Source organism: Rhodohalobacter sp. SW132, assembly GCF_003390325.1.
Lineage (GTDB): Bacteria > Bacteroidota > Rhodothermia > Balneolales > Balneolaceae > SW132.
This window is the reverse complement of sequence record NZ_QUOK01000001.1, coordinates 157597-173301: the sequence shown is the minus strand read 5'-3', so window position 1 is coordinate 173301 and position 15705 is coordinate 157597. Positions and strand designations below refer to the sequence as shown.

General features: G+C 47.1%; 14 protein-coding genes. 5 read left to right on the top strand and 9 right to left on the bottom strand.

The features are described 5' to 3' along the window. Window positions 1-216 precede the first annotated feature (216 nt). From DYD21_RS00735 to DYD21_RS00710, 6 genes are all read right to left on the bottom strand, one after another. Complete coding sequence (locus DYD21_RS00735) at window positions 217-1950, bottom strand: hypothetical protein (RefSeq protein WP_116030871.1); 1734 nt, start codon at window positions 1948-1950, stop codon at window positions 217-219. Between the two features lie 153 nt (window positions 1951-2103). Beyond that, window positions 2104-2517 (bottom strand): PIN domain-containing protein, encoded by a 414-nt coding sequence (locus tag DYD21_RS00730; RefSeq protein WP_116030869.1) that lies wholly within the window; start codon window positions 2515-2517, stop codon window positions 2104-2106. Next, a complete protein-coding gene (locus DYD21_RS00725; RefSeq protein WP_116030867.1) occupies window positions 2498-2764 on the bottom strand; it encodes a DUF6364 family protein in 267 nt (88 codons plus the stop codon). Before DYD21_RS00725 ends, DYD21_RS00730 begins: the two co-directional genes overlap by 20 nt. A gap of 170 nt (window positions 2765-2934) precedes the next feature. Beyond that, complete coding sequence (locus DYD21_RS00720) at window positions 2935-3888, bottom strand: aspartate carbamoyltransferase catalytic subunit (protein ID WP_116030865.1); 954 nt, start codon at window positions 3886-3888, stop codon at window positions 2935-2937. Further along, complete coding sequence (gene pyrR / locus DYD21_RS00715; RefSeq protein WP_233505458.1) at window positions 3885-4436, bottom strand: bifunctional pyr operon transcriptional regulator/uracil phosphoribosyltransferase PyrR; 552 nt, start codon at window positions 4434-4436, stop codon at window positions 3885-3887. Before pyrR ends, DYD21_RS00720 begins: the two co-directional genes overlap by 4 nt. Before the next feature lie 91 nt (window positions 4437-4527). Beyond that, complete coding sequence (locus DYD21_RS00710) at window positions 4528-5571, bottom strand: BF3164 family lipoprotein (RefSeq protein WP_116030863.1); 1044 nt, start codon at window positions 5569-5571, stop codon at window positions 4528-4530. 143 nt (window positions 5572-5714) lie between these two features. Between DYD21_RS00710 and DYD21_RS00705 the strand changes: the two genes are divergently transcribed. Then, a complete protein-coding gene (locus tag DYD21_RS00705; RefSeq protein ID WP_116030861.1) occupies window positions 5715-6590 on the top strand; it encodes an SDR family oxidoreductase in 876 nt (291 codons plus the stop codon). Between the two features lie 378 nt (window positions 6591-6968). Then, entirely contained in the window at window positions 6969-7877 is a 909-nt protein-coding gene (locus DYD21_RS00700) for a diacylglycerol kinase family protein (protein WP_116030859.1), read from the top strand. 12 nt (window positions 7878-7889) lie between these two features. Here DYD21_RS00700 and DYD21_RS00695 read toward each other — a convergent pair whose 3' ends face one another. Continuing rightward, a complete protein-coding gene (locus tag DYD21_RS00695) occupies window positions 7890-8093 on the bottom strand; it encodes a hypothetical protein (protein ID WP_116030857.1) in 204 nt (67 codons plus the stop codon). Between the two features lie 109 nt (window positions 8094-8202). Here DYD21_RS00695 and DYD21_RS00690 point away from each other — a divergent pair, with 109 nt between their 5' ends. From DYD21_RS00690 to DYD21_RS00680, 3 genes are all read left to right on the top strand, one after another. Further along, entirely contained in the window at window positions 8203-9498 is a 1296-nt protein-coding gene (locus DYD21_RS00690; protein WP_116030855.1) for a choice-of-anchor B family protein, read from the top strand. Between the two features lie 28 nt (window positions 9499-9526). After that, the gene (locus DYD21_RS00685; protein WP_199535432.1) at window positions 9527-10429 is read left to right on the top strand and encodes an aldo/keto reductase family oxidoreductase; all 903 of its coding nucleotides are present in this window, start codon (window positions 9527-9529) and stop codon (window positions 10427-10429) included. Window positions 10430-10554: 125 nt separating this feature from the next. After that, window positions 10555-11784 carry an aminotransferase class I/II-fold pyridoxal phosphate-dependent enzyme gene (locus tag DYD21_RS00680; protein WP_116030853.1) on the top strand — a complete coding sequence of 410 codons (1230 nt, stop codon included), beginning with the start codon at window positions 10555-10557 and terminating at the stop codon, window positions 11782-11784. Between the two features lie 65 nt (window positions 11785-11849). Here DYD21_RS00680 and fadJ read toward each other — a convergent pair whose 3' ends face one another. Both fadJ and DYD21_RS00670 read right to left on the bottom strand, forming a co-directional pair. After that, the gene (gene fadJ / locus DYD21_RS00675) at window positions 11850-13976 is read right to left on the bottom strand and encodes a fatty acid oxidation complex subunit alpha FadJ (protein WP_116030852.1); all 2127 of its coding nucleotides are present in this window, start codon (window positions 13974-13976) and stop codon (window positions 11850-11852) included. Between the two features lie 326 nt (window positions 13977-14302). Beyond that, the gene (locus DYD21_RS00670) at window positions 14303-15598 is read right to left on the bottom strand and encodes an acetyl-CoA C-acyltransferase (protein WP_116030850.1); all 1296 of its coding nucleotides are present in this window, start codon (window positions 15596-15598) and stop codon (window positions 14303-14305) included. Between the last annotated feature and the right edge of the window lie 107 nt (window positions 15599-15705).

The following is a 15705-nucleotide window of genomic DNA, read 5'->3' as shown; positions in this document are numbered from 1 at the left end:
TGTCTAAAAAAAGGGGGTTCAATAAGAATGTTCATCATCGGTATCGTCATACCGGACCCCGATCCGCTCATTTTTTCCCCGCGGAGCGATATCTCCTGACTTTACCAAAGAGAGGAGATCCCGCATCGAGCGCGGGATGACGCCCTTTTTGGAGAGCCTCACTTTTGGGCCCCTAAAAAGCACATTTTTTAATCGAACTCAGGTTATGGAATTCCATCACTCCAAAGAGTTACCTGTTTCCCCAGTAGATGAGGCCGGAATTCCGGAGCAGCGATATGCTGAATCAGCATAATTATTATATGCGGCGCAATACCTGCCCCTGGCCGGAATATCCTGGGTTAGTGGCGGATCACTCACATGCAGCCTCGGACCTATCGGAGGCCACGTATAATTCTGGTTCCAGGAATCTTTCCGGGTAATAAAGGCCGGTATTCCGTGATGATATAAGGAGGTGATATCGAGCAAATAATCAGGGTTTGAATAGCCTGAGGATGAATTTTCATGAGTGGAAGTTTCAGAACCCAGAAATGCGTACAGATCAGCTTTTATCGACAATGGATCATGATTCCCATTAAATTCACCTTGATTGCCTATAAAGTAATTCTCAATACCTCCTTCATTTTCCAGGTAGTTGTAGTAGGTCGAATTTCGAAAATATGCATTCTTGTAGGCTGTATAGGTTTGTTCATGATACGTATCATTCAAAATCCTGTCCAATATATTGCCTTCAGCCAGGTTGCCGCTGTCATACATATTTCGGCTGGACAGGTCACCGCGGATGGAAGAACCGGTTTGTGCAGCTATTTCACGGGAGTAATTATATCCGAACACATTTTTATGAACTCCCCTGCTAAACACTAACGATCTCCGCAGATCGCGGAAAATATTGTTCTCGACCAGGTTCAGTGTGTTTTTTCTCCACAAATTTACACCATATCCATGCCCCCCAGAACATCCATGACGGTAAATTGCACCATCAAAAAAGCTATCTGATATGGTATTATGAAAGGATTCAATCATATAAATATGATGAGCGATTGGCCTGTAACTATATAAATCCTGAAGACTGGCATTATAAACCCTGAATGCTAAAATATGATGCCCATGAGGAGAACGGTTTGCTGACGGCTCATCTTTACACACAAAATGATCAGGTAGCGGGTCCGAAATATAGCCCGTTGTTTCTAATCCCAGTGAGGAGATTCCCACATTTTGCAAAGCATCTATTTTATGAACTTCTAAATTGAGACCTCCGTACACTTCCTGCTGTTCCCAGGTCAGGCTGAAATCGTGCTCTAATTCAATCACAAGGGGAGAATGGCTGATGATCTTCCCGATTCGATTCATCTGCCCCATGCACGGATATGCCCCGCAGCCACTCGCCAAGTTAGACCGCACCCGAATGATATCACCCGGTGAAAGATTATTTTCAGCTCCAGAAATTGTAATCCGGTTATTAGATGGATCAAAATCTGTAACTTTGCCAATGGTTACATCAGGCCCTCCGCGAAAAGCAATGGCCGCGTTGATTCCGCCATAAGCCGGCACCCTGAATTTATCCGGGTCTGAAAAATCGAACTTCAGAATGGTTGATAGGCCGGAATTCATCAGATGGTTGGGCCCGACGCCTTTTATATAGACATTATCGTGCGTGCCGGCTTTTAAAATCAACGGATTGGCAAGCAGGTATGTGCCCTCTTCCAGAAGCACGAGGTTCGTCCCGCTTGATGCCCCGGCTGAATCGATCGCGGATTGAATGAGCAACCAATCGTTTGATGCTGATGGAGGCGGAACACGGTAGATACGGTCAAATTCTGTACTGTCTGGAAATGGATTTACAGCCCCGGCTTTGTCCCATTCTATATTTTTGGGGTGATTTATATCCTGGGAAAAGACATTAGTTGTCAATAAAAAACAAACCAGGAGAACTGTGAGAGAAGTTATCTTCATTTACTGTTTTAGCTGGTGTTTCGGTAGTGAACTGTACATGTAACCTTATGTCATTACCCCTGCCACTACACATCTTGGGTTATGTGTATGCAACGACGCCGGCAATCTTTTCATGCTTTTAAACATTTATCTGTTTTACAAAATAAGTAAAATTTAATGGTACTGACTTAAAAACTCAGGTGGTGAGTGTACTGGAATTGATGCTTTTTTAAAATCAGACACATTTCTCGTTACAATAGCATCACATTTTACTTCAATTGCGCAGTGATATTGAATTGCATCCTCAAAATCTGTCCAAGCGGAATTCAATGCAGAATCTATCACCGAATGTCCTACCGCTGCAATTTGTACGACGGATCTGAGATCTTTCAAAACGCTGATTGCCTTAGCCGGGTTTGACAGTTTACGCAGGATATAAAACATGTTCGAAAATGATTCTGCTGTAACTAATGCTTCTATGGTATTCTCTTCTGCCAACTGAAGAATCTTATCTGCATTCACAGAAAAGGGATACCGACTGGTAATAGAGTCCAGACATACATCACTGTCAATCAGAATCTTTTTCATATTTGTGCTTTTCTAAAAGCGCCTCTTCAAGAATTTCATCATAATCTCTGTTATCCTTTACCGGAATGCTGCCAGATAGTTTTGCCACAACAGAGCCTTTTTTCGGTTTCCAGTCTTCGCTCTTTTTAGATAGGGTTTTTAGATACGTTTCAACCATTCCGGAGATACTCACACCCTGTTTCTTTGCAAGCTCCCTGGCCTGTTTCTTTACCTCTTTATCAATTGTAAGGGTGAGTTTCTCTTTCATAGGCGTAGATAAGTAGATAAATACGTGTATAAAATAATTAATACACGTGTAATGATCAATGATTTATCGAGCCAAAACAACACGCAGTTAACAAAAAGTCCTTAAACTATTTGACAGACGGCCAAAGGCCACGAAGTGCCCCCTACTATGGGCATACGTCAGCCGGGATTTTAAACCCGGGTACCGCCGCTCAGCAAATACATGATGGCCATTCGCACGGCTACGCCATTGGTTACCTGGTTGAGGATGACGGCGCGGTCGCTGTCGGCCACGTCGCTCTCCATCTCCACGCCGCGGTTGATCGGGCCGGGGTGCATCAGGATGAAGTCGGGATATTTTTCCAGGTGACTCATTTTTATCCCGAACGTCTCATGATATTCACGCAGGCTTGGGATCAGGTCGATCCCCCCGCCGATTCGTTCCATCTGAATGCGAAGCGCCATCGCAATATCACACCAGGCAAGGGTTTCGTCGAGATCGTGTGATACTTCCACGCCGAGAGATTTCACGAAAATCGGCATCAGAGATTTCGGGCCGCAAACGGTCACCTTAGCACCAAGTTTTGTAAGGCCGATGATGTTGGAACGCACCACGCGGCTGTGCGATATATCACCGATAATCGCCACTTTTTTCCCTTTCAGATCGGGAAAGGTCTGCTGCATGGTGAACATATCGAGCAGTGCCTGGGTGGGGTGCTCGTGTGCTCCATCTCCGGCATTGATGATGGAGGCGTCAACACAGCGCGTGAGAAAGTGGGGTACTCCGGGACTTTCATGTCTCGATACCACCATATCGATCTTCATGGAGCTGATGTTTCGGATGGTATCTTTCAGAGATTCCCCTTTTTTGGTGCTGGATGTTCCCGCCGAAAAATTGACCACATCAGCACTCATTCGCTTTTGTGCAAGCTCGAAGGACAGGCGTGTCCGCGTGCTGTTTTCGTAGAAGAGGTTCACTATAGTTTTATCGCGGAGAGTGGGAATTTTCGGAACGGGACGGTCGAGGACTTCACGAAAGGTTTTTGCCTGTTCCAGAACGTAGGCAATCTCTTCGGCTGAATAATCGGCAAGCCCGAGCAGGTGCTTCTGGTTAAAACTGAATAGTTCGGTTTGTTTTACACTCATGAATTTGCCTCCTCTTCATGTTCCACAAGATAGACGGCATCTTCGCCATCAAGCTCTTTTACTTTTACGGCTACTTCTTCCTTCGCGTAGGTGGGGATGGTCATCCCGATAAAATCGGCTGAAACCGGCAGTTCTCGGTGGCCGCGGTCAATCATGCAGCAGAATTTTATGCTTCTTGGCCGTCCGAATGCCATCAGCGCATCGAGTGCCGAACGAACTGTGCGGCCGGTATAAAGTACATCATCCACAAGGATCACATCACGATTGTAGAGGTCAAACGGGATTTCAGTTACTTTTACCTCCGGCATTTTCAGCTTTGTGCGAAAATCATCGCGGTAGAAGGTTACATCAAGCACGCCAAAATCGGGTGCTGCGTTAAACTGTTTTTTAATGATCTGCAAAACTCTGCGCCCCATATGCACGCCGCGCGTCTGCATTCCTATGATGGCGGGTTCGGTGGGATCATCATACGGTTCAAGAAACTGATGAGCAAACCGCATATAAGTGCGATTCAGATCCTCTTCCGTCATGATTTTTGTCTGTTCCAAGAAAATACCTCGCGATACTTTTTGAGTGCAAAATTAGGGATCGCAGGGATGGTTTACAATTCTGAATCTGAAATCCTGCGTTTGATTCTGTTTAATCCTGTGGAAAAGTGATGTATCGAAATACGGCGCCGGTATCGGTATGCGTAACGGTGTAGATCCCGCCATTCTGATCGGCGGCCATCGTGAACGGGTAGTGGTCAAGCCGGTAGGCAGCCACCAGGTTCAGGTCGTGATCCAGCAGATGAATAATCCCCGCACGAAACCGTTCCTGCTGCGACTGGATCTCACCCGAGTAGAGTCCGTACATATACTCATCATCAGCATCGGCCCAAAGGTAGCCGTAGATGCTGCCGTCATCCACCGGCCAGGTCTGCCCGTCTACCGTTTCAAGCTGCATTCTCGGGTAGGGATTTTCCTGGCCCATCACAGACTGAAGAAGATCACCGGATTGGAGATCATACGTTTCGATATGGTCTGAATTAGAGGAGAAAAGCGCAATCCAGTCCTCATCAGGAGAGATAGCAGAAAAACTGTACCACGAAATGGCCAGTTCCCTGCCTGAAAAACTGTCATCAAACGATGTGAGGTCACCTATCCGGCGTTTGATAGCTCCCTCGTCATCAAAAACCTGAATCCTTTCATCTGCATAAAGTCCGGAGGAGACAAACGAACCATTCGAAAGGTGATACACCGCAAGAGGGTGCCCGCCTGTTTCGAGGTAAATCTCATCCACAGGTTCCGGGTTGAAATCATTTTCAAAACCGGTAAGCTTCAGCTGCTGACCATCATAAATGTAGATGAGCGAGCCGGCATCCGCAAAATCTTCAATCATCAGAAATTCTCCGGGACCATCGCCCTCTGTTCCCAAACCGCGGGTGTAGGTCAGTTCTCCATCGGTTTCTGCACTCAGTTCGTGGAATGCCGGGCGGTTGCTGAAATCGGAAACGAATAGCCGTCCATCTATCACTCTCATCTTTCGCGGCTGATGAATCTCTTCGAACGACATTTCATGCTGAACGACGGGGGTCAGGTATTCATGGGATGTATCAAAAAAAGTCTCTTCACGATTTTCTTCAGCGCAAGAGATAAGAAGGATTAGAATCAGGAAAAATGAAAGTGTTACTTTGTGAACCATCGGGTGATTACGTTACATTTAGGTGTAGCAAGTTGGCTAAACAGATCGAAATTTACACGGGCGCTGGCGGTCAGAATGATTTGCAATCCGGAATCTATTTGAACATCATCCCGTTCTCTTAACGATTAAATCCATAATAACTGATGAATATCATTCGAACCATTGCCGTGGTTGGAGCCACAGGAATGCTTGGGGCGCCGGTTACCAAGGTACTAAAAAAACAGGGTTATTCGGTAACGGCAGTCGTCCGCAATATGCAGAAAGTGCATCAAAAACTTGGTGCGGGAATGCATCTGTTTAAAGGTGATTTGAAAGATAAGAGAAGCCTTCGCTCCGCGTTTGCCGATATAGATTTTGTGTATCTCAACCTAAGCACTACACCGGATGAAAAGAAAAATGAATTTAAAACTGAGATTGACGGCCTGCAGAATGTAATTGAGGCGGCAAAATCGGCCCGTGTGAAACGTATCGGATTTCTGTCATCGCTGGTGAAAGATTATAGCGAAACCGATTGGTGGGTTTTTGATATCAAAAGAGAAGCGTGCAGGATTCTAAAAGAGGCCGATATTCCGGTGACGATCTTCTACCCGTCGAGTTTTTATGAGAACCTGGCCCATCTGCAGATGAAGGGAAATCGCGTATACCTTGCCGGTGACCAGGTAACAAAAAGCTGGTGGATCAGCGCGGAAGATTACGGGATGCAGGTTGCAAACGCTTTTCGGAAAGATCTTGAAAGTCATGAAGATTTTGAATACTCCATCCAGGGACCGGAACCGTATAACATGGAAGAGGCGGCTGATATTTTCATCCGGCATCACCCCAATCCTAAGCTGAAAAAAGCGAAAGCACCGCTTGGCCTGTTCCGGCTGATGAAACCGTTTTCATCTACTATCGACTTTCAGTACAACATTCTCTATGCCATCAATCATTACGATGAAAAATTTCAATCAGAACAGACCTGGAGCAAGCTGGGTAAACCGGAACTGTCCCTCGCGGAGTGGGCGGAAAAACAGGGGTGAAATCGTAATGTTGGCGCAGTTTTCAGGGAGTGCCACCATTTTCCGGGACTGATATTTACAAATAGTGGATACTTATTTAATTAGAGTCTGTGAGTTAAATTATTGAATCATTTTGACCCATAACTTTTTAGTTACGTATGAAGTTTATTCAGGGGTGTCCCCCTTTTGCCATAGGCATCCTTTTGGGGAAGGGGGCAATGGGGGATAGTTGGTTTTGGATCAAAGCCAAGAATTGGACAATTCTGAACTCAGAAAGTCATCCCCCAGCTCTCTCCGTTCGCTTTCGCTTACGCGTTCAAAAAATGAGCCCCTTCGAAGGGGGACTTTTATCTTTTCCGACTCAAAGGGTCGGGGGAATTAACCCACTTTTCAATAAAAATGACGACCCATCAACCCGGAATCTGCTTTGTTTTTAATCCATCTGCCAACGGCGGCAAGGCGGAAAAAATGAGAGAGGAAATCCGGGACAAAACAAAACGTTTATGGCCGCACCGGACGTGGATGGAAACAGAGCCGGATCCGCAGTTTTGGGTCCATCTTGCAGAGCAGGCAAAAAACTTCGATCTGATGGTAGCCTGCGGCGGTGACGGGACGGTTCACAAAACGGGATCGATCGCGGCCGACACGGGCACTACTCTTGGAGTGATTCCGCTTGGCAGCGGCAACGATTTTGCGATGATGAATAACATACCGGAATCTCCGGCCGATGCCCTGAACCTTATCGCAGCTAATCATCTCACAAAAATTGATCTGATCCGGTGCAGCGGTGATGTAAACGGCTGGTGTCTTAATACGGCCGGAATTGGCCTCGACGGACTGGCAAATGTATACACGAACGAATTTAAAAAAACGGTTGGGCGATTAGGCTACGTTCTGGGAGCGCTGAAAGCGATCTTTAAAACATCCGCATGTGAGGTCGTAATACGCGCTGACAACAATGAACCTGAAAAAAAATTGCTCATGATGATTACCGCATGTGCAGGTAAAAGAGAGGGTGGGGCTTTTATCGTGGCACCGGATGCAGATAACCGGGATGGGAAGCTGGATCTGCTGACGGTATCAAAAATGAACAAACTAAAACTATTGATTGCGCTGCCTCAGTTCCTGTTTCGGTTTCCGGAAAACATGAAGGAAATACGACATGAACAGTTTCAAAAGGTTGAACTTCATACAGCCATCCCGTTACATATTCATATTGATGGCGAACTGGCCGGTACAAAAATTAGTGATCTGAAGTTTGAAGTTCATAAACACGCACTTCAAATTATATCAGGGCCGATTGTGTAGGATTGTAACGGGTTACTGCATCTGGTAATACTCTTCGTAAACATAATTCCAAAGCCCTGCAAGATCGGAACCTTTGTTATGCGGATTTTTAGACGTGGATGATTTCATTGCATCAATACAGGCTCGTTCCCTGGCGCTATGAATTGCTTTTAACTGATGCTTCGTCGGGTTCTCAATCATCTCTTCGAACTTATCCACTTCTTTTTCCTCTTCCATAAGTTAAAAGTAAAAATTTTCGGGTTAATAGGATAAAAATGATACTTTTTATGAAGATATCAAGTTTTTATTCGACACAGCTACACATTAAACACCTATTTGTACGAATATGTTCCGTTATTTACATCTCTCCCTTATTTTTATTCTGGTTTTGCTGGGGTGCAGCACCAGTTCAGATTCTGAAAAATTTGAGTATACCGCCTGCGAAAACGGAACGAGTGAAGGTTATCCGTGCAGTAATATAGATTTTTACGCTCATCTGACACCGGAGGATCTGGGCGGTGACCGGCTAAATGATATCTGGGGCTGGATCGATCCGGAAACAGGCCGTGAATATGCTCTTGTAGGGCTTACGGACGGAATCTCTTTTGTGGATGTATCGAATCCCGCCGAACCGGTTGTTGTGGGAAAACTCCTGGAATCAACTGTGGATCAGCAGCAGAAACACCCTCCGCTATTAGCCCATCCTGAGGAAGGAGAATTTAAAGATGCATCGGATTGGAGGGATATGAAGGTGTATCAGAATACCATGTATGTGGTAAGTGAACAGGGAACGCACGGCATGCAGGTGTTTGATCTGACCCGGCTGCGAAACGTTCAGAATCCGCCGGAAGAGTTCAGGGAAGATTATCTCTATTCCCGGTTTGGTAATGCACACAATATCGCAATTAACGAGGAGAGCGGGTACGCTTATGTCATCGGAGCAACCACCGGCGAAATCTGTGCCTCGAACGGCGGGCTTCATATCATCAACCTGCATGAAAATCCAATGCAGCCAACCTACGCCGGCTGCCATGTTGAGCCGGATGCGGGCGGGGTGATCCGGGACGGATATATTCACGACACCCAATGCGTAATCTACAACGGCCCCGATTCGAGATACAGCGACGAGGAAATCTGCTTCAGTTCGGCAGAGCTCACTTTTTTGATATCTGGCGTAACGGATAAAGAAAATCCTGTAACGATATCGAATACGGCGTATGAGGGTGCCGAATATTCACACCAGGGCTGGCTGACGGAAGATCAGCGCTACTTTTTTATGAATGATGAGCTGGATGAAATCAGAAATGGAATTAACACCCGCACTTTAATCTGGGATGTAATGAATCTCGAAGAGCCGGAATTGATAGGGTATTATGAACACGATACCATCGCCGTGACACACAACCTTTATATCCGTGGAGATCTGATGTACCAGGCTAACTACACCGCCGGTCTGCGGATACTGGATGTATCCAGCCCCCTCCCTCAAGATGTTCGCACCCTGGGGTATTTTAACACAACTCCCCTTACCAATCAGCCCGTATTTGCTGGTTTATGGTCGGTTTACCCGTATCTGCACGGCGATAAAATACTTGTAAGTGATATTGAAAACGGACTTTTTGTACTGCGCTACAGCCGCTAACCTATTTTAAAATCAACCCACCGATTCATTGAAAAGAATTGCATATCACGCCGACGGCCCTGGAGGCTCAGCCATAGCAGCAGGCCTTTGGAGATCAGACAGCTGGAACTACTCACCGCAGGAACTTCTGAACTGGATTGAGTCCGCACTGGAGATTGGAATTACCACGTTTGATCACGCCGATATCTACGGATTATATACCAATGAGGCCCGTTTTGGGGAAGCACTGAAGATAAATCCATCGCTGCGGGAAAAAATGGAGATCGTAACCAAGTGCGACATCTGCCTGGTTTGTGATCAGAAACCGGAGTACCGGATCAATCACTACAATACCACACCGGAACACATCCGGCAATCGGTTGAAAATTCACTCCGGAATCTTCAAACCGATTATATCGATTTGCTGCTGCTGCATCGTCCCGATCCCCTGATGGATGCCGATTCAACAGCTGGAACCCTGGACGAGTTGATCAAAAGCGGGAAAGTCCGGCATGCGGGAGTTTCAAATTTCTCACCCTCCCAGTTCGATTTGCTGCAAAGCCGTCTTGATGCGCCACTGGTAACGAACCAGGTGGAGTGTTCACTTCACCACCTCGAACCCATATTTGATGGTACATTTGATCATGCACAGATGAACCGGATCACCCCAATGATCTGGTCTCCATTTGCCGGCGGTGCGCTCTTTTGGGGTGATGATGAACGCGCTCAAAGGGTAAGGCATACGATCGGCCAACTAACTGAAAAATATAGTGCTTCGGCCGCACAGATTGTAATCGCCTGGCTTCTTGCTCTGCCTTGCAACCCGCAGCCGGTGCTTGGAACGGGGAAAGCAGAACGGCTGCAGGAAGCTGCCGCTGCGCTTGAGATTAAGCTGGATCGGCAGGACTGGTTTGAACTTCTGGTCGCTTCACAAGGACATCCTGTACCATAAATTGCCCCCTTAATCTCCCACATCTTTTTGACATGGGGCTCAATTTCCGTACATTTTTTGAGTTTTGTGTCTGAACCCTGCGATTTAGATGCACTTCAGGATAATGACTAACTGACAATGATTTTATGGATCTTTTTGACAAACTCGAAGGACGACCGAGTCCTTTAGGAGAATTCACATCTGACGGCTACGGGTACTACACTTTTCCACGACTTGAAGGGCCTCTGGGCCCGGTTATGAAATTTAATGGCAAAGATATGGTCGTTTGGAGTGTAAACGATTATCTGAGCCTTGGAAATCATCCTGAAGTTCGCGAAGCGGATGCTCAATCTGCTGAAGAGTATGGCCTGAGCGTGCCGATGGGGGCCAGGCTAATGACCGGAAATTCAACGGAGCATGAAGCACTCGAAAAGGAGCTTGCCGATTTTGTTCATAAAGAGGAAGCGCTGCTGCTGAATTACGGCTACCAGGGCATTATGAGCGTGATCCATGCTCTGGTTGACCGAAATGATTTTTTGATATATGACGAACTTAGTCACGCCTGCATTGTAGACGGCAAACAGCTTGCCATGGCGGAGAAGTCTGTGTTCAAACACAACGATATTGAGAGCCTTGAAAAGCAGCTCGCACGCGCCGATCGCCGCAGAAAACCGAATTCATCTATCTTAGTAGTTACTGAAGGTGTATTCGGAATGACAGGGGATCTCGGCAAGCTGAAAGAGATTATCGCTCTGAAGGAGAAGTACGATTTTCGTCTTTTAGTGGATGATGCGCACGGACTGGGAACCCTCGGCGATGACGGATCAGGAACCGGAACACAGCTCGGCTGTCAGGATGGGATTGATGTTTATTTCGGAACCTTTGCCAAGTCTTTTGCACTGATTGGAGCTTTTATCGCATCTGAACCCAGGGTCGTAGAGTTTTTAAAGGCAAATACCCGAAGCCAGATTTTTGCAAAATCACTGCCGATGCCGATCGTAGTATCCGCCAGGAAACGTCTTGATCTGATCCGAAAACATCCTGAATGGAGAGAAAAGTTGTGGGAAAATACAATGGCACTTCGTGAAGGGTTGATAGATATCGGCTACAACGTCCTGCCTTCAGAAAGCCCTGTAACACCCGTACTAACGAAAGGCAGTACGGAGCTTTGCACAACCATTATGCGAACACTGCGCGAAGACTACGGCGTGTTTGTGAGCGGCGTGGCATATCCTGTGGTTCCGAGAGGAATGGTGCTGATCCGGCTGATTCCTACTGCCGGCCACACCAAGGAACATATCGAAAAAACACTCCACGCTTTTGAGTCGATTAAAGATCTTGCGCTCAAAAATGTGGAAGAACGCGTTTCGGCCTGAGGTAAAGCTAAAGCGAATTTGTTAAAAACCGGGCAGCCGAAGATTGTTGTCCGGCCATTATAACATCAGTCGTGAAAAGGAGTATTATTTTTCGCGTGTTTCGTTAGCAGACCTGCCGGTTTGAACCGGTCACCCAGTTCGGTTTGAAGAATCTCCATTCTTTCGACAATCGCCCCGGATCCTTCACGATCGATATACCGGAACGGTCCGCCCAAAAACGGCGGAAATCCAAGGCCAAGAATAGCACCCAGGTCGCCATCGGTGGCATTATCAAGAATCCCTTCTCCCAGGCAGTGAACGGCCTCGTTAACCATCACCAGCGCAAGGCGCTGCTGAATTTCGATCTCCTTAAACTCCTTTCGGGTTGTGCCGCCAAAGAACTTGTAGATCTCCTCGTTGATTTCCTTTTTCTTCGAGCCGTCTCCATATTTGTAGAATCCTTTGTTATTTTTTCGACCTTTGTAGCCGGCCTCCATCAGTTCTGCTGCTTTCTTGCTCGTTTTGGCGCCTCGCTCTTCAAATGTGTCGCTCAGCACACCCGCCACATGTGCGCCCACATCAATGCCCACCTCATCCAGCAGCGCAACCGGGCCTACAGGGAACCCAAACTGTTTCATCGCCTTATCCAGCTGTTCGATGGATGCACCCTCTTCGAGCATCAATAAAGCTTCGTTAATGAAAGGTGCAAGAATGCGCGTTGTGTAAAATCCGGGTCCGTCTTCCACCACTATGACTGTTTTACCCTGACGCAGCCCCACTTCGTACGCCGTAGCGATCACCCAATCGGCTGTTTTTTCCGTTTTAATGATTTCCAGCAGCGGCATCTTTTGTACGGGCGAGAAGTAGTGCATTCCCAGGATGTTTTCCGGGCGTTTGGCTTTGGCTGCAATATCGCTGATCGGCAGCGAGGATGTGTTAGATGCAAAAATCGTATGTTCAGATGAATTCTCTTCCACCTCTTTCACAATCTTCTGTTTCAGTTCCAGATCCTCAAAAACTGCCTCGATTACCAAATCGATCTGGTCAAAATTTTCATAGCTGGTGGTCGGATGGATCCGGCTCATCAGCTCATCTTTTTCAAAGGATGAAATAATCTTTTTATCGATTTTCTCCTGAAGGTTTTCATCAATATCTGCCTCGCCTTTCGCCGCATTTTCAAGCGACTGATCTTTCAGCCAGACGTGAATTCCATCCTCAACTGAAACTTCGGTGATGCCTGATCCCATCAGCCCGGCACCAAGCACTCCTATATTTTTAACCTCTTTTGCTTTCTTTTCAAACGGGTTTTTCTTCGCCCTGTTCATCGCGAAGAAGAGCTGCACGAGCGCACGGGATTCCGGCGTAACGGCCAGCTCTCCAAACAGTTTCGATTCATTTTTCAAGCCTTTTTCGAACCCGTTTTTGTAACCGTACTCCACAGATTCAATAATTTTAAACGGTGCGGGATAATTACCCCTGGTCTTTCCAATCGTCTGTTTTCGTGCCTGTGAAAAGATCACTTTCCGGGTAAGCGGATTGCTTTCAAGCGCCTTTTCGGCCAGCGACCGTTTATCCGGATGTTTTGCAGTTTTCTCAGTTCGTTTATTAACCACACTTATTCCTGCATCCTTTAAGGCGTGGCGATGTACGACTTCATTGGCGAATCCGGTTCGGCGGGCGTGTCGCGGGTACATATTTTTGCCGGTGAGCAGGTAGGGCAGAGCTTTTTGCAGGCCAATCAGCCGGGGCAGGCGCTGCGTTCCTCCCATTCCGGGAAGGAGTCCAAGTTTTACTTCCGGCAGACCGATTTTAGTATCGGAGTGATCGGATACGATCCGGTAATGACAAGCCAGGGCCAGTTCAGTGCCGCCGCCCATGCACGATCCGTGAATTCCCGCGACGATCGGCTTTTTGCACTGCTCCACCCGCAACAGAATTTCATGTCCCGTCCAGCTAAGCTCCGCAAGCTCTTCGGACGTCTCCCGGGTTTTAAACATTTCAATATCAGCCCCGGCGATAAAATTCTCATCCTTGCCGCTCAGGAGCACGGCCCCTTTCAGCTCCTCATCCGATTCAAGCTGGTCAAGAAACCCGGAAAACTCCTCAATCAGGGCCTCATTCAATTTGTTCACCTTTTCATCTGGCGTATCCAGCGTTACAATTGCTACTCCGCTGATGATTTCCGTATTGAGAATCGATTTATGTTTGGCCATGGGTTTAGGTATTTGAATTTGAATAAAAACTCTCCCCTTGAGGGGAGAAAATCTTGCGCGTTCAGCGCAATGATTTGAGGGGTGTCCACGAATTCTGACCCACCCCCGGCCCCTCCCTATGTCGAAAAGCACTCCACATGGAGGGGAGCTCAATAAATCATTCACAGTCAGATAAAAATATCAGCCACTACATTTAAATTTTCAGAGATAGATTGTCTACTTCCGTTTATAAAAAAACCTGAACACCCCTCAGAAAAGCTCCGACCGAACGGAGCTTATTCATCTCCCCTCCAGGGGAGATTTTCTCACAACTGTCATCTCACACCTTACTCCTCATACCTCTCAATTAACATCGCATGACCCTGTCCGCCGGCAGCACAGGCAGCGATGAGGGCGTATGTACCACCGTTGTCGATCAGGCGATTGGCGGCGGTGGTGACCATTCGCACGCCGGTTGCCGCAAAAGGGTGGCCGATTGATAGAGATCCGCCACGGCTGTTAAGCAGATCATACGGTACTTTTCCAACGGCTTTGCTTTTACCAAGGCGTTCTTTGGCAAAGTCATCACTGGCGAGAGCTTTCAGAACTGTAAGCATCTGCCCCGCGAATGCCTCATGGAATTCAAAAACATCAATTTCGTCCAGTTTCAGCTTCATATCATCCAAGACTTTGGGTACCGCGAATGCCGGACCAATCAATAATTCATCACCCGGACGCCGGGCAACGTAGCTGTATGATCTTAGAATCGCTTTTGGCTTGTAACCGTTTTCGAGGGCAAAATCTCGATCCATCACCAGCCCGGCAGAGGCGCCATCCGTAAGAAACGAGGCATTCCCTGCCGTAACGGTTCCGTGCGGTTTGATGAAAGCCGGTTTGAGTGATGCCAGCTTTTCAGGAGAACTGTCTCCGCGAATGCCGTTATCCTCTTTAACAATACTCTCGCCCTTATTCAGCGAAACCGGGAAAATCTCTTTTAAAAGTTGATCCCGTGACTGGTCTGCTTTCAGGTGTGAACGCAGAGCATAGGCATCCTGCTCCTCGCGGGAAATATCATACTTCGCCGCCATCTTATCGCAGCTTTGTCCCATTGTTTCACCGGTGGAAAATTCTGCGATGGAAGGAATTTCGGGCAGCAGGTCAGATGGTTTCAGGTTTTTAAAGAACTTCAGGTAGTCTGCCGGAGATTTATAACGCTGCGTTTCCAGCAGTTTCTGGCGAAATTTCTTTCTGAACCGGATCGGGATATCGCTCATCACTTCGGTTCCGCCCACAATGGCTGCCCGGGCATTACCGGTTTCGATCGTGTCTTTTGCCATGGTGAGCGCCATATTTGAGGAGATACATGCCATGGAGACCGTCGTTGCGGGAATGCTTTCGGGCAGACCTGCAGCAAGGGAAGATTCCCGCGCCACATTACTGGTATTAATATCCTGGATCACATTACCGTAAAATACACGGTCGATATGTTCTCCATCCAGTTTGGTCCTGCTGATTAGCCCTGCGATAGCCCTGCGCCCGAGATCATACGCGCTCAGCTTTTTAAATTCGGTTCCGGCACGAAGAAAAGGTGTTCGTCCGCCATCAATAAATACAACTTCTTTTCCCTTCTTGGATTGAGCCATAGTATTCTCCTGTTAGGCTTAATTTTGCTTCAATTCAAATTACATGCTCATTCAAACATATATCGCAATAATCCTGTACAGAATTATCGTAAACGCTGACGCCGGTA